Annotated in this window: 20 protein-coding genes; 1 reads left to right on the plus strand and 19 read right to left on the minus strand. The window is 37.7% G+C overall.

Going from position 1 to position 24,546, the window contains the following annotated elements; translation table 11 throughout:
* Positions 1-537: 537 nt before the first annotated feature.
* A complete protein-coding gene (locus tag EQG68_RS14565) occupies positions 538-1,305 on the plus strand; it encodes a hypothetical protein (protein ID WP_129465622.1) in 768 nt (255 codons plus the stop codon).
* 334 nt (positions 1,306-1,639) lie between these two features.
* Here the strand turns inward: EQG68_RS14565 and EQG68_RS14570 are convergent, their stop codons facing one another.
* From EQG68_RS14570 to EQG68_RS14660, 19 genes are all read right to left on the minus strand, one after another.
* Positions 1,640-2,782 (minus strand): glycosyltransferase family 4 protein, encoded by a 1,143-nt coding sequence (locus EQG68_RS14570; protein ID WP_129465623.1) that lies wholly within the window; start codon positions 2,780-2,782, stop codon positions 1,640-1,642.
* Between the two features lie 6 nt (positions 2,783-2,788).
* Entirely contained in the window at positions 2,789-4,123 is a 1,335-nt protein-coding gene (locus EQG68_RS14575; protein WP_129465624.1) for a polysaccharide pyruvyl transferase family protein, read from the minus strand.
* Positions 4,124-4,127: 4 nt separating this feature from the next.
* Positions 4,128-5,024 carry a glycosyltransferase family 2 protein gene (locus EQG68_RS14580; protein ID WP_129465625.1) on the minus strand — a complete coding sequence of 299 codons (897 nt, stop codon included), beginning with the start codon at positions 5,022-5,024 and terminating at the stop codon, positions 4,128-4,130.
* A gap of 5 nt (positions 5,025-5,029) precedes the next feature.
* Positions 5,030-6,133 (minus strand): EpsG family protein, encoded by a 1,104-nt coding sequence (locus tag EQG68_RS14585; protein ID WP_129465626.1) that lies wholly within the window; start codon positions 6,131-6,133, stop codon positions 5,030-5,032.
* Complete coding sequence (locus EQG68_RS14590) at positions 6,130-7,254, minus strand: glycosyltransferase family 4 protein (protein WP_129465627.1); 1,125 nt, start codon at positions 7,252-7,254, stop codon at positions 6,130-6,132. Before EQG68_RS14590 ends, EQG68_RS14585 begins: the two co-directional genes overlap by 4 nt.
* Positions 7,251-8,345, minus strand: a complete 1,095-nt coding sequence (locus EQG68_RS14595) for a glycosyltransferase family 4 protein (protein WP_129465628.1) — start codon at positions 8,343-8,345, stop codon at positions 7,251-7,253. The genes EQG68_RS14590 and EQG68_RS14595 overlap by 4 nt, the downstream gene beginning before the upstream one ends.
* A gap of 25 nt (positions 8,346-8,370) precedes the next feature.
* The gene (locus tag EQG68_RS14600; protein ID WP_129465629.1) at positions 8,371-9,921 is read right to left on the minus strand and encodes a lipopolysaccharide biosynthesis protein; all 1,551 of its coding nucleotides are present in this window, start codon (positions 9,919-9,921) and stop codon (positions 8,371-8,373) included.
* A 96-nt stretch (positions 9,922-10,017) separates the two neighbouring features.
* Positions 10,018-11,406, minus strand: a complete 1,389-nt coding sequence (locus EQG68_RS14605) for a T9SS type A sorting domain-containing protein (protein ID WP_129465630.1) — start codon at positions 11,404-11,406, stop codon at positions 10,018-10,020.
* Positions 11,407-11,484: 78 nt separating this feature from the next.
* A complete protein-coding gene (locus EQG68_RS14610; RefSeq protein WP_129465631.1) occupies positions 11,485-12,648 on the minus strand; it encodes a glycoside hydrolase family 88 protein in 1,164 nt (387 codons plus the stop codon).
* Between the two features lie 27 nt (positions 12,649-12,675).
* Positions 12,676-13,635 carry a hypothetical protein gene (locus tag EQG68_RS14615; RefSeq protein ID WP_129465632.1) on the minus strand — a complete coding sequence of 320 codons (960 nt, stop codon included), beginning with the start codon at positions 13,633-13,635 and terminating at the stop codon, positions 12,676-12,678.
* 3 nt (positions 13,636-13,638) lie between these two features.
* On the minus strand, positions 13,639-15,075 hold the full coding sequence (locus tag EQG68_RS14620) for an MBOAT family O-acyltransferase (protein ID WP_129465633.1): 1,437 nt from the start codon (positions 15,073-15,075) through the stop codon (positions 13,639-13,641).
* A gap of 5 nt (positions 15,076-15,080) precedes the next feature.
* The gene (locus tag EQG68_RS14625) at positions 15,081-16,274 is read right to left on the minus strand and encodes a glycosyltransferase (protein ID WP_129465634.1); all 1,194 of its coding nucleotides are present in this window, start codon (positions 16,272-16,274) and stop codon (positions 15,081-15,083) included.
* Complete coding sequence (locus tag EQG68_RS14630) at positions 16,267-17,457, minus strand: glycosyltransferase (protein WP_129465635.1); 1,191 nt, start codon at positions 17,455-17,457, stop codon at positions 16,267-16,269. Before EQG68_RS14630 ends, EQG68_RS14625 begins: the two co-directional genes overlap by 8 nt.
* A complete protein-coding gene (locus EQG68_RS14635; protein ID WP_129465636.1) occupies positions 17,458-18,615 on the minus strand; it encodes a polysaccharide pyruvyl transferase family protein in 1,158 nt (385 codons plus the stop codon).
* Positions 18,616-18,622: 7 nt separating this feature from the next.
* On the minus strand, positions 18,623-19,651 hold the full coding sequence (locus EQG68_RS14640) for a glycosyltransferase family 2 protein (RefSeq protein ID WP_129465637.1): 1,029 nt from the start codon (positions 19,649-19,651) through the stop codon (positions 18,623-18,625).
* A gap of 4 nt (positions 19,652-19,655) precedes the next feature.
* Complete coding sequence (locus EQG68_RS14645; RefSeq protein WP_129465638.1) at positions 19,656-20,675, minus strand: NAD-dependent epimerase; 1,020 nt, start codon at positions 20,673-20,675, stop codon at positions 19,656-19,658.
* A 5-nt stretch (positions 20,676-20,680) separates the two neighbouring features.
* The gene (gene rfbB, locus EQG68_RS14650) at positions 20,681-21,736 is read right to left on the minus strand and encodes a dTDP-glucose 4,6-dehydratase (protein ID WP_129465639.1); all 1,056 of its coding nucleotides are present in this window, start codon (positions 21,734-21,736) and stop codon (positions 20,681-20,683) included.
* Between the two features lie 124 nt (positions 21,737-21,860).
* Positions 21,861-23,138 carry a nucleotide sugar dehydrogenase gene (locus tag EQG68_RS14655; protein WP_187347471.1) on the minus strand — a complete coding sequence of 426 codons (1,278 nt, stop codon included), beginning with the start codon at positions 23,136-23,138 and terminating at the stop codon, positions 21,861-21,863.
* A gap of 6 nt (positions 23,139-23,144) precedes the next feature.
* A complete protein-coding gene (locus EQG68_RS14660; protein ID WP_129465640.1) occupies positions 23,145-24,536 on the minus strand; it encodes a UDP-glucose 6-dehydrogenase in 1,392 nt (463 codons plus the stop codon).
* Positions 24,537-24,546: the final 10 nt, after the last annotated feature.

A 24,546-nucleotide genomic window follows, 5' to 3' on the forward strand; every position in this document is an offset into this window, starting at 1 on the left:
ATTCCAACAATCAAAATAATAAATTTTCTGAACACGGATTTTTGAAATTTCTACAATTTTAAAAATCTGTGTTCTTTTATTTAGCGTTTAATTGTATTAAAAATGAGTTTACAAGATTATCATCCTTATATTAATACCCTAGACGTCTACTGTTTCTTAGATGCTAATGCTCATTTAGGAGGTACAATAATGATATAGACACACAACATCCCGATTGACTTTTCAGGCAACACACCTATATTCCACAAAAAAACTCATATATTACATAAAACATACATCCCACAACCAATCCGTTTAATTCGTAAAATATGTGGTTAAACCTACTACTCTTTAAAGTTTTTAACTCCCTGATTTACAATGCTTTCAACCTCACAGCAAATCCCAAACTCCCTGCAAAACATCACATATAACAGAAAACAGAAAACCGACAACAGAAAACCGACAACAGACAACCGACAACCGACAACCGACAACCGACACCCCCCCTTGCAAATCCAAAATCATTTTAAGATATTTGAAAACCTAAATCATAAAACCATGGCAATTGTTTCAGCTCCCTTTACCATCACAGGAACCATAGGAGACCTTACCTTTTACGTTGACCAAGACAAGGTAAACCGCGTAAAAACGAAAGGAAAACCCGGTATAACCAAAGAAGAATTCAAAAACAACCCGATTTTCGACCCCATTAGAAAACATGGAAAAGAATTTGGTCAAGCTTCCAAAAAAAGTAGAATCTTTCGTTTTTTAGCCAATCGCTTTTTTATGAGAGCAAAAGACGTGAGCACTGCCGGAAGAGCCAATAAATTGCTATTTGAAATTTTAGAGGAAGACCTGCTCAATGAAAGAGGAGCAAGAACCGTTGAAAACGGATTAAATACGTCGGAAGGTGTCAACTTATTGGTGGGTTTTGAAGGAAACAAAACAAAACCCTTGAATAAAACCTTGAAAAAAAACGGAAAGTGGGAGGCTAAAACAGAAACTTTTCACCTGACTAACTTATCACTACTCAAAGACATCGAATGGCCCGAAACAGCCTCAAAAGTACATTTGGCTGTCGCTCAATCCAATTGGGATTACATAAAAGATACCTTTGAAACCGCCTACAGCGAAGAAGTAGTATACGATAAAGAAGACAAAACAATAGACATTACCTTAAAACCTGAAAAATTAATAGGTGAGAAACTAGTGTTACTATTTGTTTTTATTGGGTTTTCAGAAAACTACAAAAAGAAAATCAGACCCCTCAAACGAAGCTTCAATTCCGTAACCATCTTCAAAATCCTCAAACACAACCCTAGCTAACCTAAATCAAACGTCTTCCTCCATTCAAAATTCATCATCCAAAATTCCCAGCTTCCACACGAATCCCTTCGTATGGTGCAAAAATATTCATCCTATCTTTTCACAGATTTACAGAAAACCGACAACAGACAACAGACAACAGAAAACCGACAACAGACAACAGAAAACCGACAACAGACAACCGACAACCGAAAACCTACATCCCCCTTGCTCTGAGAAGTTTGTAACTTCGCAGCAACTCCCTCACATTCCACAAAACCTCACAGAAAACAGAAAACCGACTACAGACAACAGACAACCGACAACAGACAACAGACAACAGACAACCGAAAACCTACATCCCCTCATACTCCTCCAACAACGCCTCCCAAACCACCCGCTGCTCATAACGCTCCACAATCATCAAACGAGCTTTGGCTGTTAATTGCTCCCGCAATGCCTCATCCGACACCATCAACTCCATTGCCTCTAAAAGGGCTTGTTCCGACTTAGCAGGAACTATAATCCCATTCGCCCCCGGAACAATAATCTCATTACACCCATTGATATCCGAAACAATGGAAGGCAATTCCATTGCTCCCGCTTGCATCACTACATTCGGAAATCCTTCCCGATAGCTCGGGAAAACCAAACAATCAGAAATGGCCAAATAAGGACGAACATCCGATTGATAACCCACCGATAGAATACCTGAACAATGCGTAATCGCTTCCAAAGTCGAAGCATTCAACGGATCCAATTCACTTTCCAATGGCCCCACCAACAAAAGTTTAGCATGCGGATAGGTAATTCGCAACTTCGTAAAAGCACGCACCGCCTCGTTAATCCCTTTGTCGGATACCAAACGACCAACAAAAACAAATACAAAATCAGCATCGCCCAGTTGTAATGACTCCTTTAATGCATTCTTTTGTGCAAATGAAAAATGGGCTTTGGAAAAATAAGCAGTGTCGATGCCGTTCACATTACCATTTGCAAGAACACGAAGTGGTTTATTGGTAATTTTATTTTGAATTAAATCATTTTTCACACCCAAACCTTCCGGATAGACCTGTGTAGCAAAAGCACACAAAACCCTGTCCATCATAATCAAAACATGTCTCATAATGCCGGTTCTGGAAGGAAAAATTAATCCGGTAAACGTGTGAATCCGATGTGGAACACCGGCAAAATAAGCCGCGATCATACTCAACAAACCGGCCTTAGGTGTAATGGAATGTACTATATAAGGCTTTTCTTTTTTAAAAACCCGATACAAGTGATAAAGAGAAACGATATCTTTTAAAGGAGAAATTTGCCTTTGAATCGAAACGGAAACCGTTCTGATATTTTCTCTCTGTCGAACAGTTGTTAAATGTTCGTCTTCACCTGATATAGCGATAACGTCATAAGTTTTATTCAAAAAAGATAACTGTCCTTTCAGTAAAACATCAAGTGAAAGTGCTATAGTGGAAGTTCTGATAATTTTTTTTTTCATTTGACCTTAGGCAATAGCCTTTTTAATCAATGCAATTGCTGCTACTCTTTTTTGTTCTAACAAAATGATATTTTCAGTTAAGCGAGATTTGATACTTGCATAAGCGGCTATGCCTTTATCAAAACGTGTAATCAAATCATTTGGAGTAACATCTTCGATTTGAATAACATAATCATCCAAATGAAAATCACTCATGATGCCTTTAGCTTTATTACCACCATAGCCTATAGCAATGGAAGGTACTATAGATGTCATGGAAAAAATAACAGAATGAAAACGGGTCCCGATAAAAAAATGCAAGTTGGAATAAACTGATTTTAAGTCGGCACAATTAAAATTTTCATTCACCCAAACAAATTTAGCACGATCGTTAGAATCAAGTTTTGAAAGAAGGTACTCAATAGCATTGCGGTCATCCTCATGAGCATTAGGTCCTAACGATTGATTAAAAAAGGCTACTTTGAAACCTTGTTGGTCAATATGCAAGATTAATTCTTTAACGGAATGAATATATTTTTCATACAACGATTCCGGATTTTCTTTACCCGGAAATCGCCACGGTCGGATAGTTACACCCACTACTTTATCACTTTCAGTAAAACCGTAACGATTCAAAACTGCTCTCCCTACAGAGGCATCGCTTGCTTTTAAATAAAATCCTAAGTCAGGAGAAACGCTGATAGTTTGTCCCAATAAATCACTAATTTTTTGGGCAGAAATATTTTCCCTTGCCAAGACCAAATCCATTTTATTCAAGGTTTTTTTGATTTGAGTAGACACCGTTAAACCCTCAAAAGGACCAAATGAATTGGGTAAAAAGATAAGTTTTTTGTTTAATTTTATACCTAGTTTAATGTAAAATAAAAAAAACCACATTACATACGGTGCAGTTTTTTCTCCATGGGCATGTATAAATCCTCCTCCTTTAACAAATATAGCATCGGTAGTTCTGAATTCATCAATCGTTTTTGCGGTGGTTTTGGAAAAAAACAAGTCAGTCAAAAATTTATTTTTACATATTTGTAATAGGAAACCACGAGTAAATAAATCAGATACTGCATTAAAAACCTGAAACAAAAGGTAAAAAACACCTTCGCCGATAACATCTCCTTTGGGATGTTTCCCACGTCTGGGATGTTTTAAAATATTTTGAATAATGCGGTAGCCTTTCGCTTCAGATTGAGCACACAAAAGCTGGTATTCCTCTTCTGTATCACCTAATGATAAAATGGAAACTTCCTCAAACAACTGGGTATCCATGGCAATGCGATGGCTTTCCCAAACCAATGCTTGATCACCTTTATTCAAATCCGTAACGCCGGGTACTACTATTGCTTTCATGTTCTCATGTTTTTAAAATGGCTTTCTTTTTGGTATTCATCAAATAAAAATAGAGAATAACTCCAAAAGGAAACGCCAACAAAGTGGTTAATATAAAAGGGGATTCGATTAAAAATTTAAAATTTTTGGCCATCAGCGAAGAAGAAACATAATGAATGGCATTTTTAAACCGTTCCTTATAATTTAATGCAAATTGCATTTTAGCTTTGCGGTAATGGGCAAAAGATTTTGGACTTTCTTTATACTGATTAAATAAATTCATCGATAAACCGTCCGGCATATATTCAACAATACAAAAAACTTCATTAAACAATAAAATCTTATGCTTTTGCTCTATAAAAAGATACAAATAACTGGTGATCGGAAATTTTTCTCCATCAAAGAACGGATAGGGCAAATAGCGATTAAACACCTTTCGGTTATGAACAAATTTTTTATCTCCGGATACGTTATACTTTACATACAATTCTGAAAATTTACATTCTTTTACGTTTTCCGGTAACTTTGTTCCAACGATTTTACCATCTTTAAAAGCATCTAAACCAACCAATCCTGCCGATTCCGGGTAACCATGCTCCTTCCATAAAGCAAGGATGCGTTCGATGGCGTTATCCGGCATAAAATCATCCGAATCCATACAAACACACAACTCCGTTTCCATCATATAATGGGCGGTATTGTGGGCTCCCACCATTCCTTTGTTGGTTTGCTTGTGGTATTGCATTGAAATCTTACCCTCCTCCAACCATTGCCGGACAACTTCTTCAGTATTGTCGGTAGAACCATCGTCAATGATTAACCAATGAAAATCCTGATTGGTTTGCCTCACCAAACTTTCATACAATAAATGTAAACAATAGGCTCTATTATAGGCGGGTGTAAATACAGTTATACTTTTCATAATTTCTATTTGCCTAAAACAAAATTCAACACATAGGTAAATGCAAAATAAAGCAACATAATCCTGCCGATTAACACATGTTGTTGCTTAAACATCTTTACTTTAATAAGCGGATAAATCACTAACAACCCCAATAAAAACCAAGACAAATAGGCAAATCGGTTCGAAAAATTTGCCCGAATAACCAAAATCCAAAGGGTATTACACATCAAATAAATAGCAAACAAACGATGGTAAAAGACATCTTCAAACTTCTTGCGGAAGATATAATAATAACCGGCAAACACCCCAATGGCACTATACAACAAAAAATCCCAACGAAATCCAACCTTAATGGCTACTATATTGTCCAAATACGATTCATCATCCGAAAAATAACCAATCACACGGTCTTCCTCAATCAAACCTAGACCTAAAAAAAAGTTCTCCCAAAAACTACCCATCGCAAAAGACAACGGTATAGCGATAAACCAGGCAAGTAAATAGGGTTTTAAATTTTTATTAAACAAAGAAATAACATAGGCAATGGTGGGAATAATTAACGAGGTATGGATAGATACAGACAAGGCAATAAAAGCCAATGTCATCCATTTTTTATCCCGGGAAAGGGCATAAATAAACAAACTGGTAGCCAACCCATTGCGAATGCCATTCGTGCCATACGCCCAAAATGAAAAGGAAATCACCAAAATAAACAAGGAATAAAACCAGTAGTCTTTAAATAACTTTTTTGAAGCCAAATACAACGGGTACACATACAAAAAAGCACACAACAAAAAGAAAACTTCGGCTGACATGATACCGGAACAAAACTTCATGAAAACACCAAAAACAATTTCTTTGTCGGTGTTCAATGGGGCTCCGTTGGCATAGTCTTTAAACTCAAGAGCGTACACCGCCATATCAGCAAAAGTAAAACTAATGGGTCGCGTACCCATAAACAAAATGACAAAAAAGAGAAATACAATTCCAACTACTCGCTTGGTACTGAGATTTTGTTGATCAAACAATTCAGTTCCGGCAGCTTGACCCCTTACCAACAAAACAAAAGCCAATAAAATATTGAAATAAACGGCGGAATAATATTCAACTGGAATGAGTGTATTCAATGCTTTTGTTTTAATTCCTTAATTAATGAAAGCCACTGTACCATCACTTTTTCAACAGAAAAAGAAGCTGCTTTTGAAACAGCTTTAATTCCCATTTCATGTCTAAGTGGTTCGTTTTGGGTCAAAAATACAATTTTTTCAACTAATACAGATTCATTATCATACGGAACAATAAAACCATCAAACTCGTGTGTGACTATGTTTCGTGGTCCGGTTGGTGAATCATACGTAACAATAGGAAGTCCACAACTCATCGCCTCAAGCAAAACCATCGGATAACATTCTGTTTTAGAAGTCATTAAATAAAACGAAGATTGTAAAAACTCATCCTGTAATTGTGGGGTGGCGGGTTGAAGAAAAACATTGTGCTCCAAATAATTGTCAACTATTATTTGCCGTAAATAATCCACATAGGCCGGTTCACCATCACCAAAAATAACCAAGTGCCAATCAGGACTGGCTGCAATAACTTTTTTCCATGCTTCAATCATCAAATCAAATCGCTTTACCGGAGCAATACGTCCTGCTGCAATAACTTGTTTTTTTCGTTTTTGAACATCGGAATGATCACGTAATGTAATCGGATTAGGGATAACAACTTTGTTGGGAGAAGGGTAAAAATCTAATTCATCCGGATTGAGCAAAACCAATCGGGTAAACTTAGACTCAATAAAATCATTCAAGAGATATTTCAAACGACGGATACCGGTTGTTTTTTTTCGTATTTCATTTTCAAAATAACGCGAAGAATGAAACTCTTTAATTTTTGGAATAGAAACAAACGTAAAAGGCAACCAATAAAAATCAAAAGCATAATTACAAGTAATAATAATGTCAGGATTTATAGTTTCAATGGTTTTGATAAAGCGTGAAAAATGCGTAGGAATTTTGCTGATATTCAACGGATGAAAATAACTTTTTGTTCGAATATAATTAACCGAAAGATCAAGCAAACTAATATTTTTACTTAACGGATAACAAGGTGGATTGTTTTTTTGCTCTGTGGTTAAAATAAAAACCTCATACCCCATCACATCAGCAAAATAATTGGCTTTTTCTGCCATTACTTTTTCAATCCCTCCATGAAGATAAATTTGGTCGGTACTAAATAAAATCTTCATGGTTTACACCTTTTAAACAGTTCATCCCACTGAGGCATCACCACCTCCGGTAAATAGCGTCGTACATTTTGTTTAGCTGCTTTGCCCATAGCTTGGCGAACTTTTTCGTTGTCGATTAAGTGTAAAAGTGCTTCCGCAAATGCAACTATATCATTGTTAGGAACAACCAAACCATCTTCCTGATGTGATACGATGTCGGCAGGACCATACGGACAATCATACGTAACACACGGAACACCACACGCCATCGCCTCAATCAACACCATGCCAAACCCTTCAAAACGCGAAGACAACACAAATATAGAACTTTCTAAATATTTGGCTTGAATAGCCGCTACGGGTGGAAAAAATGTAACCGTGTTGTCAACCCCCAACCTACGGGAAAGCTCAACCAAACCATACCGCTCATCAAATTTACCGTAAATTTCCAACTGCCAATCCGGATGTACCTTTTGCACGTCCACCCAACTTTGTAACAACCGATCATACCCTTTTTGCAATCCCTGTTTACCCACCGCAATCACCTTTTGGGAAGTCAACGTTGAGGATGCTTCAGGATAAAACGACAAAGGATTGGGGATAACCCGTACATTTCGCATCGGCCATTCCTTAATATTATCCGGTGTCAACACCACAAACTGATCAAAGGTCTTTCCGAATTGCTGCATCAAAAAAAACTTAACCCCTACCGTTATTTTTTTAAAAAAAGAAGGGCGTTCCCCCAACTCAACCACTTTAGAAACGTGGCGTTCATAAAACATGGGACAGGGTTTTCGCAACAATAGCGGTAGAAAAAAGCCTTTAAGTCCGTCGTCACAAACCAAAATAACATCGGGTTGAATGGCGTTTACTTTAGATTTTATACCACTGAGATAACTTTTAAAATAAGCAAACGGATGTCCGCCTACCGCTATATCGTGATAAATAATGGTTGAACTAAACGTATAAAAAGGAACTGCTCCCCGGTTATTCAAGGTGAGTATATGCACCTCATACCCCAATTCATCGGCCAGATAGGAGGCTTTAACAGACAAAACCCGTTCGAGTCCGCCCGGGTCTTTAATCCCATTGGTGATATAGAGTAATTTCATAGTCAATAAAAAGGCCGCTTACACATTATCGTTTTAGTTTTTGGGTAAATTTACCCAACATGCCTCCAAAAACGGTGAGTAAATACTTCATTTCAGCCGATTGCCTGAAAAATAAATAAATGACCCCATTCGTGACAATCAGGCACAAAAATAGTTTAAAAATCAACCCAAACAAACCGGTGAACGGAATGAAATAAAAAATTCCGGACAAAAAAGCCAAAATAAAGACCAAAAGAGTAACATAACCCAAGTACTTGCGAAAATACTCCCCGGCATCTTGCTCCAACGCCAATCGAAACACCACATAAGGATCATACCAAGCATTGGTCACGGCCCGAGCAATGGCAATGGACAATAAAATGCCAAACAACCCAAAATAACTGCCTAAAATAAATGACAGTGTCACATTGAGAATCGCAGTACCTATTACCAACCAACGCCCTTGCTTAAACAAACCAAATGTCCCTTTAAAAGTCCAAACGGCATTTTGCATCCCGACCATATAAAAATTCAAAGCCAACACACAAACAACGGGAAAAGAAAGCACATAACCTTCGCCTATCCATACCGTGATAAAATCATTTACCAATAAAATGATACAAACCGAAGCCAAACCATATACCCAAAAGTTGGCAAAATTAACTAGGGTAAATATTTGTCGCTTTTTTTCTAAGGTTTCTTTTACATTCACGTTGGCAATACTTCCCGTTAAATTGGCAAATACTTGCATGATTAAACCAGAGGCCAATCCAATCAGTAACGTATAGTTGGATAATAAACCCACCGATTTTAATCCGGAAAAATAATTCAACACAATATTGCTGGTGTTGTTCACCAAAAGCCCTCCAATTTTGACCAAGGCAGTGGACTTTAAATTAGTCCAAATTTGATCTTTCACTTCTTGTTCGATCAAAACATTTTTGTACTGACTTAAAAAAGGATAATGCTTTTTAACTAGTTGAGACAAGTATAAATTTCCTCCTAACTGGCATACCAACTGAATAGAAAGATAGAGCAAAAAGTTTTGAAACAAAACCAGAGACAATATCTGTAAACTATTCTGAATGAGAAAAATAACAATGTTTCGCTTAGAGATAACATAACTCTTTTGGTCAGCCTGAAACAAACTGATTTTATAATAAAAAAAGTAGGAAGCAACCGTATTGAATAAAAACAGCAAATAAATGATTTGTAAATCAGCAGCCAATTGGGGGGGTGGATGATTGACAATCTGCGAGAGAAACGGCAAAATACAAAGTCCTAAAACAGCCACAATACCGGCAATAACAAGGTATATTTTTTTAAAATACCGAATCAAGGCCGCTATCTTTTCCTCATTTCGATCGGCCAAGGGTTTATACAAGGCATATAAAATAGCACTGGTTATACCCAACTCTGCCAACGACAACATCGTTAAAATACTGGTAAACAAACCATTTACCCCTAAATACTCAATAGCAAGGTACTGGATAAAAATGGTTCTGCTCACAAATCCCAACACCATTTGGGTGCCTTGCGTCAGCAAACCAAAAGAAATGTTTTTAACAGAGTTACTTATACGGGAATTGTTGTTCATGTATTGAATTTGCCCTTTTCATTTAATCTGGAAGCAAATATAAACTATTGTATTTACATAAAAAGAGTCTCAAGTGAGGGAAATTAAAGAATGAGATTACCGCTTCACAAACTTTACTTGCTCAACACCTTCTCCATGATCAACACGTAAAAAGTAAACCCCTTTGGACAAATGACTGACCGAAATGGAAATTTCATTTTGAGTAAATTGATTTTCGAGTACTAACTGTCCTAAACTGTTGTAAATAAATAGTTTGTTTACTTCTGTGGTGGTATTTTTTAATGAAATCGTGAGTTGATCTACAACAGGATTCGGATAAATGAGCAGGTCACTTTTTCTATCATCATTTATCGATAAAAGGCACGGCTCTCCATAGGGCGTAGGCGAAGTAATATAAACTGTTTGATTGGTGTCATAGTCAATAGTAGACCCCCAATTATAGAGTTGTCCATCGCTATTATAAGCATAAAACATATTTCCACTTAGTCCAATATCAACCCAGTTAGTCTGAATTCCTAATAGTTGAGGTGAATACTGACTACCACTCAATCCTAAACCCAAAACACCTAACCAATTTTCTCCCCAAAGCCAAACTGTTCCATCTGATTTTAAACCAATAACATTTCTTTCTGCACTCCGTACTTTAATCCAATCAGCTTCCGTTCCAACTTGAACAGGACCGTGTTCATAATCATTTGTATCCGGTAAACCATTTCCATAAAAACCTGAATAATAAGAAGTAGGATTTTGTCCCCAAGCCCATAAGGTTCCATCACTTTTTAAAGCAAAATAGGGACCGTATGTACAATAAACATCTATCCAATCTGTGTCTGTACCAACTTGTTGGGGAATTGTACCATTCGAATTAAAATCAAATGAATAAAATGCCGCTGTTCCCCATGCCCATAATGTCCCATCGCTTTTAATGGCTAAACTACCATTAGATGAACAAAACACTTTTGACCAATCAGAATCAACCCCAACCTGTGTTGGAATAAGAATTTGACCTACGGTACTGTTTAAACCCAATTGATGGACGTCATTTCTTCCCCATGCCCACAGGGTTCCATCAACTTTAATTCCTAAAGAATGAGCCCCATTTCCTGCAACTTCAATCCAATGTTCTGTGCTTACCAATATTGGCGATGTGTAGTAGTTGTTAGTGCCACTTGTTCCATTACCCAGTTGACCTTGTGTTGCATTTCCCCAACCCCACAATTCTCCGTTATTTTTTATAAATAAACGATGACTAGCTGCACTGTATTTTTGTGACCAATCAGAATCAGTCCCAATTTGATTAAATGGCAAAAAAACGATTGGGCTACCCAAAGGAAAACCAAAACCCGTAAATGAATTTGCATATCCCCAATACCACAAAGTCCCATCCGACAAAACGGTATAACCGGGGTGGCGTAACGACCCAAAACATTGTCCTTGGCTATAACTGTAAATAAATAAAAAAAGGTAAAGTAATTTTCTTTTCATGTAGCAGAAATTAATTTCCGTACTAAGTTAAGAAAAATTTTGTCAGAAAAAAAAGATTAATGTTAAAGAAAGTTCATTTTATCGTAAAGTGGAGACAGTCCGCAATGCAAAACCCTGCGTAAACGGTAAAATGTCAAATTCCTGCGAGTGAATCCCAATCGCTTTCGTATCACCTTGCGAAAAATCAATCGCTCCGTCACGACGGGTGACTTTCATCAGATAGTGTAAAGCCTTTTCAGTTGATTGCTTACAAGCTGTTTCAAGGGACGGAAGGATAGCCGCATTCGTTAAAAACCAAGCCAACGTAGCCGCAGTAGAGGAATCACTGCGAGAACTGTCTTGTAGGATGAGCCACCCCCAACTGCCATTGTCGCGTTGAAAACGCATCGCCATACGAGCAAATTGTTCCACCCATTGGGTCATTTCCTGCTTTTTAGGATGGGAATCGTCCAAAGCTCGCCACGCATCAATCAAACCAATGGCATACCAGCCCAACCCTCTTCCCCAACCGAAAAGACCAACGGGAAGTTTCGTTTGGGTAGCATACGTATGACAAGGAATAAATTGATTCGGATACAGGCCATACCTATTGAACTCCTCAATTTGAGCAATTGCCAAATCAACAGCTTCAGGCACCTTGAACTTTTGACCATACTCAATTAAAAAAGGACAAATAAATCCTAAGGTATCCACATAGCGGAATTTTTGGGTATGTCGTTTATAAGTTACGGTAGTATGTTCGCCTTTCAGTTCTTTGATTAAATGCCACAAGCTGTCATAAGCCGGTTGAAGTTGTTGATGTTCCAACCAAGGCGTTTGAATAAAGGCATAGCCTAAAATGACCCCATCGCTTTCCGTAATGGGATTTACCCAGTTGCCATCCGACTTAATTTTTCGGTTTACATACGCATCTACCTGATCCTTTATCTTTTCATTTTTGGTTTGAGCGTACGAAGCCGTTAATCCTAAAACCAAAGCTGCTTCTTGCCAATGTTGAATAGCATCGCGTTTATAATTGCCCCGTAACAAATCTATGATAATTAACCGACTGTTATCCGTCAATTTGATGGTAGGTGTTTTTTTTAACCACTGTTGCGACTTTTGAGTCACGACTGATTGCCATTGCTTGATATCGGTAACTTGACCAATTTTAATACGACTTTGCCAAGTATTGAATTGCGGTATCCAATCAATAAGCAATACTAAAAGAACAAGTAATAGAAGGACGAGAATAAAAATCATGGCTTTCTGTTTAAGTTTGAAAATCTTCTACTCAGAACTGGTTTTCTCAGGTTGACTTTCGGATAATAATATATTTTTTATTTCAAATTCAGAGGTGATTTTTTGCTGAACTAATTGATTAAAAAAGGAGGAAAATTTTCTCGCTCCTTTGTAATTCAAATGATCAAAATCGCCAAATTCTTCATTAGATAAAGGAAAATCAATACAATCCAAAAAAGGGACCGTGCTAAAATGCTTTTTTCGGATAGAATCAAATGCCTTTTCGTCATACGTTTCGCTCAAGACAGTATGCACAGGGGTTCGGTAGAACAGGAGTTGGATGTTGTGTTCCTTACACCAATGGACTATTTTCTTTAAATAGGTAAGGTTGATTTCAGAAATGCCTTTCCCTCGCTCTTTTACAATAGTTTGCACGTAATTGACTTGAATCAGCGAATCCGTTTTTTGACGTTTCAAATACAGGTAATCACCCCAATAAATTTCCGGACGTATTTTTCCTTTGTATTTAACTAAGTCAACCAAATTATTCTTTAAAAGCAATTGTTCCGATTGCAACACTGCTTTGGGGTTATGCTTCCACAATAGCTTTTTCTCTTTCCAATCCATGGCGAAGAAATAGGCCGGATATTTATCATTAATATACACCGCATCAAACGTCCATTCGTCCATCTTTTGCTCCAATTGATTGTTGGAAAACGACAAATAAACAGTCTTAATTTTCGGATTGACTTCTATTAGTTTTTTGAGTTTGGTATAAGTATAAAAATAAGCTTCTCCACCTTGACTGAAATTTTTGGTATGGGCTATCAAACTATCGTTTAAACCACATTCCGGTTGCGAATGTCCCAAAATAATATGCTCTACAGAAGCATCTAACTTATAGCGATTCGGGTTTTGTTTTTGCCTTACAATAATAGTACGAATTCCTACTACCACTAAAAGTAGAAGAACAATGAAAGCGGTACATTTCAGTAGAAAACTTTTCATGTTTTAAAATTGAAAATAAATAAACTCTTGTTCTTTGCCCATAAAAAAGAAAATCAAAAAGACAATCACATAATAAAACCCCCATCGCAAGGGTCGTTTCCATCGGGAGCCGAGGGCTTCAAGAGCATACGCTTCGCCCCTTCCCATCCATTCTACCGTCATAAAAAAGGCCAATAAACCAAAAACGGAAAGCGGTAAAATAGTTGGAATACTCAACAAACTCGGCGTAAAAATGCCTTGAATATAACTCAACGCATGCGAAATGTTATCGGCACGAAAGAAAATCCAGGCCAAAACTGTCAGTGAAAAAGTCAATAAAATAGATAAAAACTCCCGGCCGGAAGGCAACAATTTACCCAACGCCACCACCTCCAAATTGTTTCGGTTGTTGTTGGTGAGCAACAAGGGTAAAAAATACAATGCGTTTAAAAAACCCCAGGCAATAAACGTCCAATTAGCTCCATGCCAAAAACCACTCACTAAAAAAATAATAAAGGTGTTTCTAATTTTCATGTTCATCCCTCCCTTACTTCCGCCTAACGGAATGTAGAGATAATCCCGAAACCAAGTGGAAAGCGAAATATGCCAACGCCGCCAAAACTCGGCAATGTCCCTGGAAAAATAGGGAAAGGCAAAATTACGCATCAAATCAAAACCAAACAACCGCGAAGTCCCAATGGCAATATCCGAATACCCGGAAAAATCACCATAAATTTGAAACGTAAAAAACAAAGCCCCCAACACCAACGTACTACCGGAATGAGAATCAGAGTTGTTAAATACCATATTCGCATACTCGGCACAATTGTCGGCAATCACAATTTTCTTGAATAATCCCCATAAAATTTGACGTAAACCATCCACAGCCAACGTATAATTAAAAACTCGTTTTGAATAAAATTGGGGTAAAAGATGGGTTGCCCGCTCAATCGGACCCGCCACCAATTGCGGAAAGAAACTCACAAAAGCAGCAAAAGCAACAAAATCTTGAGTGGGCTCTAATTTACGTCGGTACACATCAATCGAATAACTTAAAGTTTGAAAAGTGTAAAAACTGATTCCCACCGGAAGAATAATGTCAAGCAAACCGGCTTGAATAGGCATACCAAAAAAGGTAAAAGCAGTGATGAAATTATCCAAAAAGAAATTGTAATACTTAAAAAAACCAAGAAATCCAAGATTAACGAGGATACTAATCCAAAGTAAAACTTTTCGTTTGTTTAGATTTTCTTGCTTCAACAAACCAATCCCCACCAAATAATCGACCAAAGTACTAAAGAGAATTAAAGACAAAAAGCGGGTATCCCACCAGCCATAAAAAACATAACTGGCAACAACTATCAATAAATTCTGCAATTTTAAATTCCGATTGGTAGCAAACCAATACAAAACAAATACAATTGGTAAAAAAAGAGCAAAATCGATGGAATTGAATAGCATACGTTTTAATTTTCAATTATATCATAAAGAATTTTTAGTTCTTTGGTGTTGTTAATTTGAGAAGAACTCAACGTATCTTTTAGTTTTTCCCTAATCTCTTCATTATCTAGCAATTGTTGAATCCCTGCAGCAATTGCTTCAGCAGTTAAATCTACAATATACCCGTTTTCAAGATGTTTAAGTTGATCGTTCACCGTTGGAAAATTAGTAGCTAAAATTACTTTTTGTAAAATTTTAGCCTCTTCAGTAGCCCGTGATTTACCTTCAAATCGTGAGGTTTGTGCATAAAGAGTTGCCTTTAGTAAATACGGATAAGGGTTTTCTTTTTGCCCGATAAGAAAGAAGTGTTGATGTAAATGCAAATCGTCAATTTGCTGTTGCAATTCGTTTCGCAAAGAACCTTCTCCCAAAACATACCACTTGATAGCATATCCTTTGCTAACCAAAATAGAACAAGCGGCAATGGCTAAATCAAACCCTTTTTGAGGATACAAACGCCCTACAGAGACAATCGTAGTACCGGAAAAATCCTCCGCTATCGGTTCGTCCGCCATCACTTTAATTGTATCCAACGAAAAAACACTTTGCATCGTACCAATTTGAATGGGAAGGTCTGAAAAATGATGATGCAATATGGCTTCACAAGATTTAGAAACCGTTAACAAAGCCGTTAATTGTTTAAAATAAGGACGATCCAACTTGGGGTCCATCCCCAACTTATCGTAATCATTCCTTATAAAGGCAATTTTCTTAGTTGCAGTGACTTTATCTACATTATAACAATTGGGTATATTTTCAAGATAACTGATGGCCACATCATACCGGTTAGGGAGCTTCGGTAAACAAAGTCGTAAGGCTCGCCAAAGCTTTTGGTCTTTGATGGTTGGCACGGGTTCATGGCGAACATAAAAAAAATAAAATAAACGGGCCAATAGGATATCCGGTCTAAACCCCTTGATACTTTTATACAAAACCTGTTTAAAAGGCATATCAAAAAAAACGATCTCTTTTGGCGAAGGCAAAATGCGAACAGAAGGAGGCACTTTATGTAAAAAAACACCTTCGTATTTCATCAATAATAAATCTACCTCAAAACGGGTGTAATCAAAAACATGCAGGAGTGAAATCAATGCATTTTCTGCCCCTCCGCAATGCAAGTTATTAATTATAAAAAGTATTTTCTTTTTCTGATTAGCCATTTACTAAGGCATATAATTTTTCAATTTCTTGTTCAGAATCAATGTGTTCGTGTGACAAATGTAACATTAAATCGTTTTGAAGAGAAGTACTATGATAAATTTTACTGATTTCATTAGCCAAATCTTCCGGATGCATCGGCGAAATAAGGCCGGTTTTCAAATGAGTAATCTGATCTTTAGCCGTTGGAAAATTAGTCACAACAATCGGTTTACACAAAATCTTTGCCTCATCAATAGCAATCGATTTACCTTCGTATCGGGAAGGTTGCACATACACCGATGCTCTTTGTACAAAGGAATACGGATTGGCTTGTAATCCTAAAAACAAAAAACGCTTTTGTAGACCATAGCGGGCAACTTGTGCTTCAAGAGACAGTCGCTCGCTTCCATCTCCTATCAAAAGCCATTGAACATCCAGGCCTTGCTCAACCAATAGTTTACAGGTTTCAACGGCTAAATCACACCCTTTTTCAGGACTAAGACGGGCTACCGTAATCAAGGTAAAAGGAGTCCAATCGATAACCTTTTCAGGTTCTTTAGTGGCTAACTGGCGAATTAACTTAGCGGAAACAATATTGTGGATAACAGCAAAGCGAGAAGTTAAGGTAGGAAAGGTGGTTTTTAAATCGGTAACACATTCCGGCGAAACCGTGATCACCCAATCCAATTGAGTAAAATAAGGCAAATCAAACGAAGGTTTCATGCCGGATTGAGAATAGTTCGTATGTATCCAACCTATCTTTTGCTTGGCAGTAACGTTGTCCACCACATAGTAAATAGACGATTTCTCCAAAAACCCGATGGCCACATCATAGGGATTTTCCAAATTGGGGATGGCCTCTCGCAAATTTAACCAAGCCGACTGTTCTGCAGCTCCTTTATTCCGTATAAATTTAGTTTTTAACGAATAGATCAGACGATGAAAAAGCAACGAAATTCTTCCGGATTTCAACAAGTTTAAACAAGTAGACACTAAGCCACCGGTAAAAACCGAATAATGACCCTGAGGTGTGAGTAGTGTAACAGCCTCCGGAATACTCGACAGGAATAATCCTTTGCGTTGAAAAACCAATAAGTCAACTGTATAGCAATCAAAATCAAGGGTGTTCAGGAGGTTCACAAGGCTTTTTTCACCTCCTCCTGCATCCAATGAGGGTATGACAAACAACAGTTTCTTTTTCATTTACGCCAGTGTTGCTAAATATTCCCCTGCTTTATAAGACATCGATTGAATGCGGGGGATCTCTTTCGTAAGAATCTCACGAAGTTCCGTTTCATCTCGCTTTAATTCTTCAAACTTTTGAATCAATTTCTCCGTATCGGCAATTTCGTTGATTCCCAACACCAATCGCTCAAAACCAAAAATATCTTTAGCAATACCCTTGGATTTGATACTGTAACCCAACACCATGGTTGGAACATAATTAGAATAGGCGGCAATGGTAGCATGCGTCCGTGCTCCGATAAAGAAACGCATACGGGCAATATACCCTTTATATTGAATCGCGTTCAAAGTATCCGGCAACAAAATTACCCGCGGATGATCTTGAAACCGCTCATAAAAAGCAACTAACATTTCATAATCATTGTTGCCCGGTATCATCACATGCGGTGTCAAAGCTACCGTCAGGGTAGTAGTGTCCAAAATATGTTGAATCAAATGTTGGGCTGCCTCTTTAGAGGCCTGATTGCGTTTCCATACCAACGGACTGTAATTAAAGCCGATGGTGTTATTTTCTTGCCAACCTTCCGGCAAGGGAAGCTCTTCTTTAACCATCGTAAAAGCACCATCAGCACAAAGCTTAACATTTGCTATTCCATGCTGATTTAATACTGCTTCCGTTAGGGTTTCGCGAACCAACAACAAATCAAATTGTTTCAAATCGGCAATTTTAGCCGGAGATAAATCCTCTTCCCCTATTGAGGCTCCCCACAAAACCAATTTTTTTCCGGCTTTTTTTATATACTCATCCACCACATACAACCACGGTTGCTCACCATAACAATAATTATCACCTCCCACAGACAACAACAAATCATAATGGGGTATCAAATCCAAAAGACGTTTATGCATGGTCTTATGGGCAAAAGCCTCCGAGTGATGCACTTTAACATGATATAAACTTATAAACCAATCCAAACTAAATTTGGCGATAGGCTGTGGTTGCACATCATAAATTTTTGAAATCCCTGTAAAATCTGTATCCGAGGCAGGGTCCCAAGAAGCTAAATCCAAAGTGGCATGGGGTAAACTTTTTTTAATAATCGGAATAGCTGACCTTACAATGGCTTCACAACCCCTGTTTTTACTCCCACCGTGAAAGTACAATAAGATTTTCATACAATTTTTATTTATTTCTTCTGTAACTGTAATAGGTTAAAATAAACAGTAAACAGACCTGTTGATACTTGATGCAATATAATGTAATTTTTTGAAACATCGATTTGGCTTGTTTTAATCTATGCCATTCGTTGTTAAAAATGCCCTTAACCGAATCATTCCGAAGCATAGCACGAACATACTTATATTTCTTTATAAACGGCAATCCATTGGAAGGTTTTAAATAAATAAAAGTGTATGAAACCACTTTATTGGCCAAACGAATGGATTTTTGTTTTTGTAATACCTTATCAGAAAGCGATAATGGAATCACCTTTTTAATATCAAATTGATATACTTGTAATGCTCGTTGAAAATAATCTTTTTCTAACAAATTACGGGTGGCACTTCCGGTAACTTCACGATAAAAATAACCGGAAAAATCCAAATACAGAACAGCTGTAGCGAAATGAAAAGCCTGTAGATTAAAAAAACCGTCTTCTCCCAAGGCAATCCCTTGAGGAAAATGAACAGCATTTTGATGAAGTAATTCTCTTTTATACAACTTTGTACAGCAAGTATTCAAACCATCCTCTGCAAACATATAGGGTAAAAGAGTTGTTTCAATATAATCTTTTTTCAAAGCTACGCCAGCCTGAAAAGGTAGTTTATAATGTATGTGCGAACCATCCTGTTCTTGGATAAAGTTAGAAAAAACAATATCAGTTCGATTGTCCAAAGCAGCCGTAAACAACTTGTGATAATACTCAGGTGTAATCGTATCATCGGCATCCACAAATCCAATATAATCCCCTTGAGCAACGTCCACCCCATTATTTCTGGCAACACTAACGCCTTGATTAGGTTGATTGATTAGAGTAATCCGCGAATCAGTGGCTTGATAAGAGGCTATAATTTGTGCACTAGTATCTTTGGACCCATCGTTCACAAAAATAAATTCGAGTTCGGGGAGAGTTTGACGTAAAAGTGATTCTATACAGTCTTTAAGGTACTTTTCGGCATTATAAACAGGTATGATGACGGATACGTTTACCATTCTTTTAAACTGAATAATAATCCTTGTACCATTGCACAAAAGCAGCAACCCCTACTTTGATATCAGTGTTGGGATTATAATTAAAATCTTGGATTAAATCGTCCACATCAGCCCATGTTTGCTCTACATCACCGGGTTGCATAGGCAACCATTCTTTAATGGCCTTTTTACCGGTTACTTCTTCAATAGCCTCTATAAAATCAAGAAGTTTAACGGGTGCACTATTCCCAATATTATACACTTTGTAACGAGGTTGAATGGTTCCGGCCTCAAATGCCGAAATAATTTTGGAAATCCCGCCTACAATATCATCAATATACGTAAAATCGCGAGACAAATTCCCGTGATTAAATACCTTGATAGGCTTATCATGCAAAATGGCATCCGTAAATAAAAACATCGCCATATCCGGTCGACCCCAAGGGCCGTAAACTGTAAAAAACCGCAAGCCAATGGTTTGAATTCCAAACAAATGACTATACGTATGTGCCATTAATTCATTCGACTTTTTGGTAGCGGCATACAAACTTATCGGATGATCTACAATATCAGTTGTTGAAAAAGGCACCTTATCATTCAATCCGTACACACTGGAACTACTGGCATAAATGAGTTTGTTCACCCCGTAATTTCGGCACCCTTCTAAGATAGTTAAAAAACCGTTGATATTACTATCCAAATAAGCAAAGGGTTGCTCCAAACTATACCGAACACCGGCTTGAGCAGCCAAATGACAAACCAAATCAAACCCCTGCTCTTTAAATAAAGCATCAAGGGCAGACCTGTCTTCTAAATTAAGTTTAAAAAAAGTAAATTGTTGCTTATGTTTATCTCCTTGATAAGATTGATTATAAATAAAGGAGGACCCCTCTATACCAAGTTGTGTTAACCGTCCTAATTTGAGATGTACATCATAATAATCATTCAGATTATCTAACCCAACCACGGTATACCCTGCCAAAAGTAATTTTTCCGACAAATGATAACCGATAAATCCGGCTGCTCCTGTAACTAATACTTTCATCCGCTTTATTTAGAGTTCATATATTGTGCTTCATAATACCGCTGGTATTCCCCGGAGGTAACATGCGAAAGCCATTCTTCATGAGTCAAAAACCAATCAATGGTGGCTTCCAAACCTTCTTCAAATGTAACCGAGGGTTGCCAACCCAATTCACGGTTGATTTTACCGGCATCAATCGCATAACGCAAATCATGGCCCGGTCGATCCTTCACAAAAGTAATCAATTGGGCAGAAGTGCCCGGTTCACGGTGTAATTTAACATCCATCTTTTCACACAACAACCGAACCAAGTCGATGTTTTTCCATTCGTTAAATCCGCCAATATTGTAGGTTTCGTGATTCTTACCCGCATGAAAAACCAAGTCTATCGCCACAGCATGATCAAGTACATACAACCAATCACGCGTATAATTGCCATCGCCATAAACAGGCAAAGGTCGATTATGAATAATATTATGGATAAACAAGGGAATCAACTTCTCCGGAAAATGATTCGGCCCGTAATTGTTGGAACAATTGGTAATAACATAAGGTAATCCATAGGTTTCGCCATAAGCCCGAACAAAATGATCGGAAGCGGCTTTAGAGGCAGAATAAGGCGAATTAGGAGCATACGGGGTAGTTTCGGTAAACAATCCGGTTTCCCCCAAAGTACCATACACCTCATCGGTCGAAACATGATAAAAACGTTTTCCTTCTTTAACATTTCCCCATAATGCTCGTGCCGCATTCAATAAGTTCATGGTTCCCATTACATTGGTTCTAACAAAGGCCAACGGATCCGTAATAGAACGGTCCACATGCGATTCAGCAGCCAAATGAATAACCCCGTCAAAGGATTCTTTTTGAAAAAAAGCCATAATAAAATCCACGTCCGTAATGTCGCCTTTCACAAAACGATAATTGGGTAAGTGTTCAATATCAGCAATGTTTTCTAAATTACCGGCATAGGTCAACGCATCCAAATTAACAATTTGATACGCTGGATAACGGGTCACAAAACGCCGCACAACATGCGACCCTATAAACCCTGCTCCTCCGGTAATTAAAATTTTTTTCATCAAACAATAAAATTACTTCTTTAAAACAACACTAAACGCTATATTCTAAACGCTAAATTCTATCCTACAAACTCCAAACCAACAACCGACAACCAACAACCGACAACAGACAACCGACAACAGACTACAACTTCCCATCAACCTCATGACCTAAAATACCTTTTACATCATAAACTACGGAAATGTCTTTCTTCAATTTTCCAAAATCCAGCGATAAAAATTCGTTATGAGCCACCCCTAAAACGATACCGTCATATTGCTCATCCATCAATTCATTTTGCAACGTTAAATTATATTCATGTTGCACTTCTGCCGCACTGGCCCAAGGGTCATGAATCGTTACATCAATTCCATAATCGGTCAAAGCATGAATAACATCTACAATTTTAGTATTGCGTACATCCGGACAATTTTCTTTAAAAGTAATACCCAACACCAATACCTTAGCCGAGTTAATGGTAATTCCTTTTTTAATCATTAATTTAACCACTTGCGAAGCTACATAATCACCCATACTGTCATTCAGTCGTCTTCCGGCTAAAATAATCTCAGGATGATAACCCGCCTCTTGTGCTTTTTGAGCCAAATAATAGGGGTCAACCCCTATACAATGTCCGCCCACTAGTCCGGGTTTAAACGGTAAAAAATTCCACTTGGTACCGGCAGCGGCCAAAACAGCTTGTGTATCAATCTCAAGCATATTGAAAATCTTGGCCAATTCATTCACAAAAGCGATATTGATGTCGCGTTGCGAATTTTCAATTACTTTAGCTGCTTCCGCCACTTTAATGGTGGGGGCCAAATGCGTTCCGGCTGTAATAACGGATTGATATAAATCATCCACTTTTTTTCCGATTTCAGGAGTTGAACCGGCGGTAACTTTTAATATTTTTTCTACCGTATGTTCTTTATCGCCCGGATTAATGCGTTCCGGTGAATAACCGGCAAAAAAATCAACATTAAAACGTAATCCACTTATTTTTTCAAGCACCGGTACACATTCTTCTTCCGTGACCCCGGGATAAACAGTTGATTCGTAAATCACAATGTCCCCCTTCTTTAAAACTTTACCAACCGATTCACTCGATTTATACAACGGTGTCAAATCGGGTCGGTTGTTTTTGTCAACCGGAGTGGGAACGGTCACGATATAGTAATTGCAATCGCGAATATCCGCCAAATCAGCAGAACAAAACAATCCGTTTTGGTCATTGGATCCGGACTTTAATACCGATTGTAATAATTCCTTTGAAACTTCCAAAGTGGTGTCTAATCCCTCATTAAGCTCTCTTACACGCTGTAGATTGATATCAAAACCAACAACAGGATATTTTGTAGCAAACAACCTTGCCAAAGGCAATCCCACATATCCCAAACCAATTACTGCTATTTTAATATCCATATTAATTTATGAACCAATTGCTTGGTATTTAAACCCTATTCGGGTTAATAATGCTTTGTCTAATAAATTTCTGCCGTCAAACACAAAAGCAGGCTTATTCATCTGGGCATATATTCTTTCCCAATCATACGTTTTAAATTCATCCCATTCTGTAAGCAACGCAATAGCATGAGCTCCTTTGCAAGCTTCATACGGGTCCGAAGCCACGGTAATATGCTCTTTATTTTCAGCCTCCGTACGACTGCCCAAATAAGTCAAATCCGATAAAATTTGAGCATAACTCACCTTCGGATCAAAAACTACTATATTCGCTTGCTCAAACAACAAGTTATCCGCCACATAAATAGCAGCCGACTCACGGGTATCATTCGTATCCTTCTTAAAAGCCCAACCTAAAAAGGTAATTTGTTTATCGGCAACCGTATTATATAAAGTAGTGACAATATTTTTTGCAAATCGGTTTTTTTGATGATCATTCATAATAATCACCTGTTCCCAATAATCGGCCACTTCATGTAAACCATACGATTTAGCAATATAAACCAAATTCAAAATGTCTTTTTGAAAACAAGAACCACCAAAACCAACAGAAGCCTTTAAAAATTTAGGTCCAATTCTACTGTCCATCCCAATGGCTTTGGCTACTTCATTTACATTAGCCCCTGTCTTTTCACACAATTCAGAAATGGCATTAATAGAAGAAACACGTTGAGCTAAAAAGGCATTAGCAACCAATTTAGAAAGCTCTGATGACCATACATTGGTAGTCAAAATCTTATCCTTAGGTACCCAATTGGCATACACCTCAACCAACGCTTGGATCGCTTGTTCTCCTTCGGCATTGGTTTCTCCACCAATTAATACCCGATCCGGATGAAATAAATCTTCTACCGCTGTCCCCTCTGCCAAAAACTCCGGATTCGAAAGTATTTGAAACTTAACCCCGTTACCGGTATTATGCAATATACTCTTAATCGCTTCTGCTGTCCGAACCGGCAAGGTCGATTTTTCTACAACAATTTTGTTTGTTTTAGATACCCTAGCAATTTGTCGGGCACACAACTCAATATATTTTAAATCAGCCGCTAAACCCTTACCCGAACCATAGGTTTTAGTAGGGGTATTCACTGATATAAATATCATTTCAGCTTCATCAATAGCCTTATCTACATCGGTAGAAAAAAATAAATTTCTTCCCCTCGCTTCGGCTACCACTTCGCTCAAACCCGGCTCATAAATAGGTATATTATTAACATCTGGATCGTTCCATAACTTGATTCGCTGCTCATTCAAATCAACCACAGTAACTTGAATATGCGGACATTTTTGTGCAATTACAGCCATCGTAGGTCCCCCTACATAACCGGCTCCAATGCAGCAAATTTTTGTAATTTTCATGCTATATAAA

The organism is Flavobacterium piscinae, from assembly GCF_004122145.1.
Classification (GTDB): Bacteria; Bacteroidota; Bacteroidia; order Flavobacteriales; family Flavobacteriaceae; genus Flavobacterium; species Flavobacterium piscinae.

What these genes read in the sequence shown, in the direction of transcription:
- EQG68_RS14565 (WP_129465622.1), top strand. Translation starts at nt 538, where the DNA reads ATGGCAATTGTTTCAGCTCCCTTTACCATCACAGGAACCATAGGAGAC.
- EQG68_RS14570 (WP_129465623.1), bottom strand. Translation starts at nt 2,782, where the DNA reads ATGAAAAAAAAAATTATCAGAACTTCCACTATAGCACTTTCACTTGAT.
- EQG68_RS14575 (WP_129465624.1), bottom strand. Translation starts at nt 4,123, where the DNA reads ATGAAAGCAATAGTAGTACCCGGCGTTACGGATTTGAATAAAGGTGAT.
- EQG68_RS14580 (WP_129465625.1), bottom strand. Translation starts at nt 5,024, where the DNA reads ATGAAAAGTATAACTGTATTTACACCCGCCTATAATAGAGCCTATTGT.
- EQG68_RS14590 (WP_129465627.1), bottom strand. Translation starts at nt 7,254, where the DNA reads ATGAAGATTTTATTTAGTACCGACCAAATTTATCTTCATGGAGGGATT.
- EQG68_RS14595 (WP_129465628.1), bottom strand. Translation starts at nt 8,345, where the DNA reads ATGAAATTACTCTATATCACCAATGGGATTAAAGACCCGGGCGGACTC.
- EQG68_RS14600 (WP_129465629.1), bottom strand. Translation starts at nt 9,921, where the DNA reads ATGAACAACAATTCCCGTATAAGTAACTCTGTTAAAAACATTTCTTTT.
- EQG68_RS14605 (WP_129465630.1), bottom strand. Translation starts at nt 11,406, where the DNA reads ATGAAAAGAAAATTACTTTACCTTTTTTTATTTATTTACAGTTATAGC.
- EQG68_RS14610 (WP_129465631.1), bottom strand. Translation starts at nt 12,648, where the DNA reads ATGATTTTTATTCTCGTCCTTCTATTACTTGTTCTTTTAGTATTGCTT.
- EQG68_RS14615 (WP_129465632.1), bottom strand. Translation starts at nt 13,635, where the DNA reads ATGAAAAGTTTTCTACTGAAATGTACCGCTTTCATTGTTCTTCTACTT.
- EQG68_RS14620 (WP_129465633.1), bottom strand. Translation starts at nt 15,075, where the DNA reads ATGCTATTCAATTCCATCGATTTTGCTCTTTTTTTACCAATTGTATTT.
- EQG68_RS14625 (WP_129465634.1), bottom strand. Translation starts at nt 16,274, where the DNA reads ATGGCTAATCAGAAAAAGAAAATACTTTTTATAATTAATAACTTGCAT.
- EQG68_RS14630 (WP_129465635.1), bottom strand. Translation starts at nt 17,457, where the DNA reads ATGAAAAAGAAACTGTTGTTTGTCATACCCTCATTGGATGCAGGAGGA.
- EQG68_RS14635 (WP_129465636.1), bottom strand. Translation starts at nt 18,615, where the DNA reads ATGAAAATCTTATTGTACTTTCACGGTGGGAGTAAAAACAGGGGTTGT.
- EQG68_RS14640 (WP_129465637.1), bottom strand. Translation starts at nt 19,651, where the DNA reads ATGGTAAACGTATCCGTCATCATACCTGTTTATAATGCCGAAAAGTAC.
- EQG68_RS14645 (WP_129465638.1), bottom strand. Translation starts at nt 20,675, where the DNA reads ATGAAAGTATTAGTTACAGGAGCAGCCGGATTTATCGGTTATCATTTG.
- rfbB (WP_129465639.1), bottom strand. Translation starts at nt 21,736, where the DNA reads ATGAAAAAAATTTTAATTACCGGAGGAGCAGGGTTTATAGGGTCGCAT.
- EQG68_RS14655 (WP_187347471.1), bottom strand. Translation starts at nt 23,138, where the DNA reads ATGGATATTAAAATAGCAGTAATTGGTTTGGGATATGTGGGATTGCCT.
- EQG68_RS14660 (WP_129465640.1), bottom strand. Translation starts at nt 24,536, where the DNA reads ATGAAAATTACAAAAATTTGCTGCATTGGAGCCGGTTATGTAGGGGGA.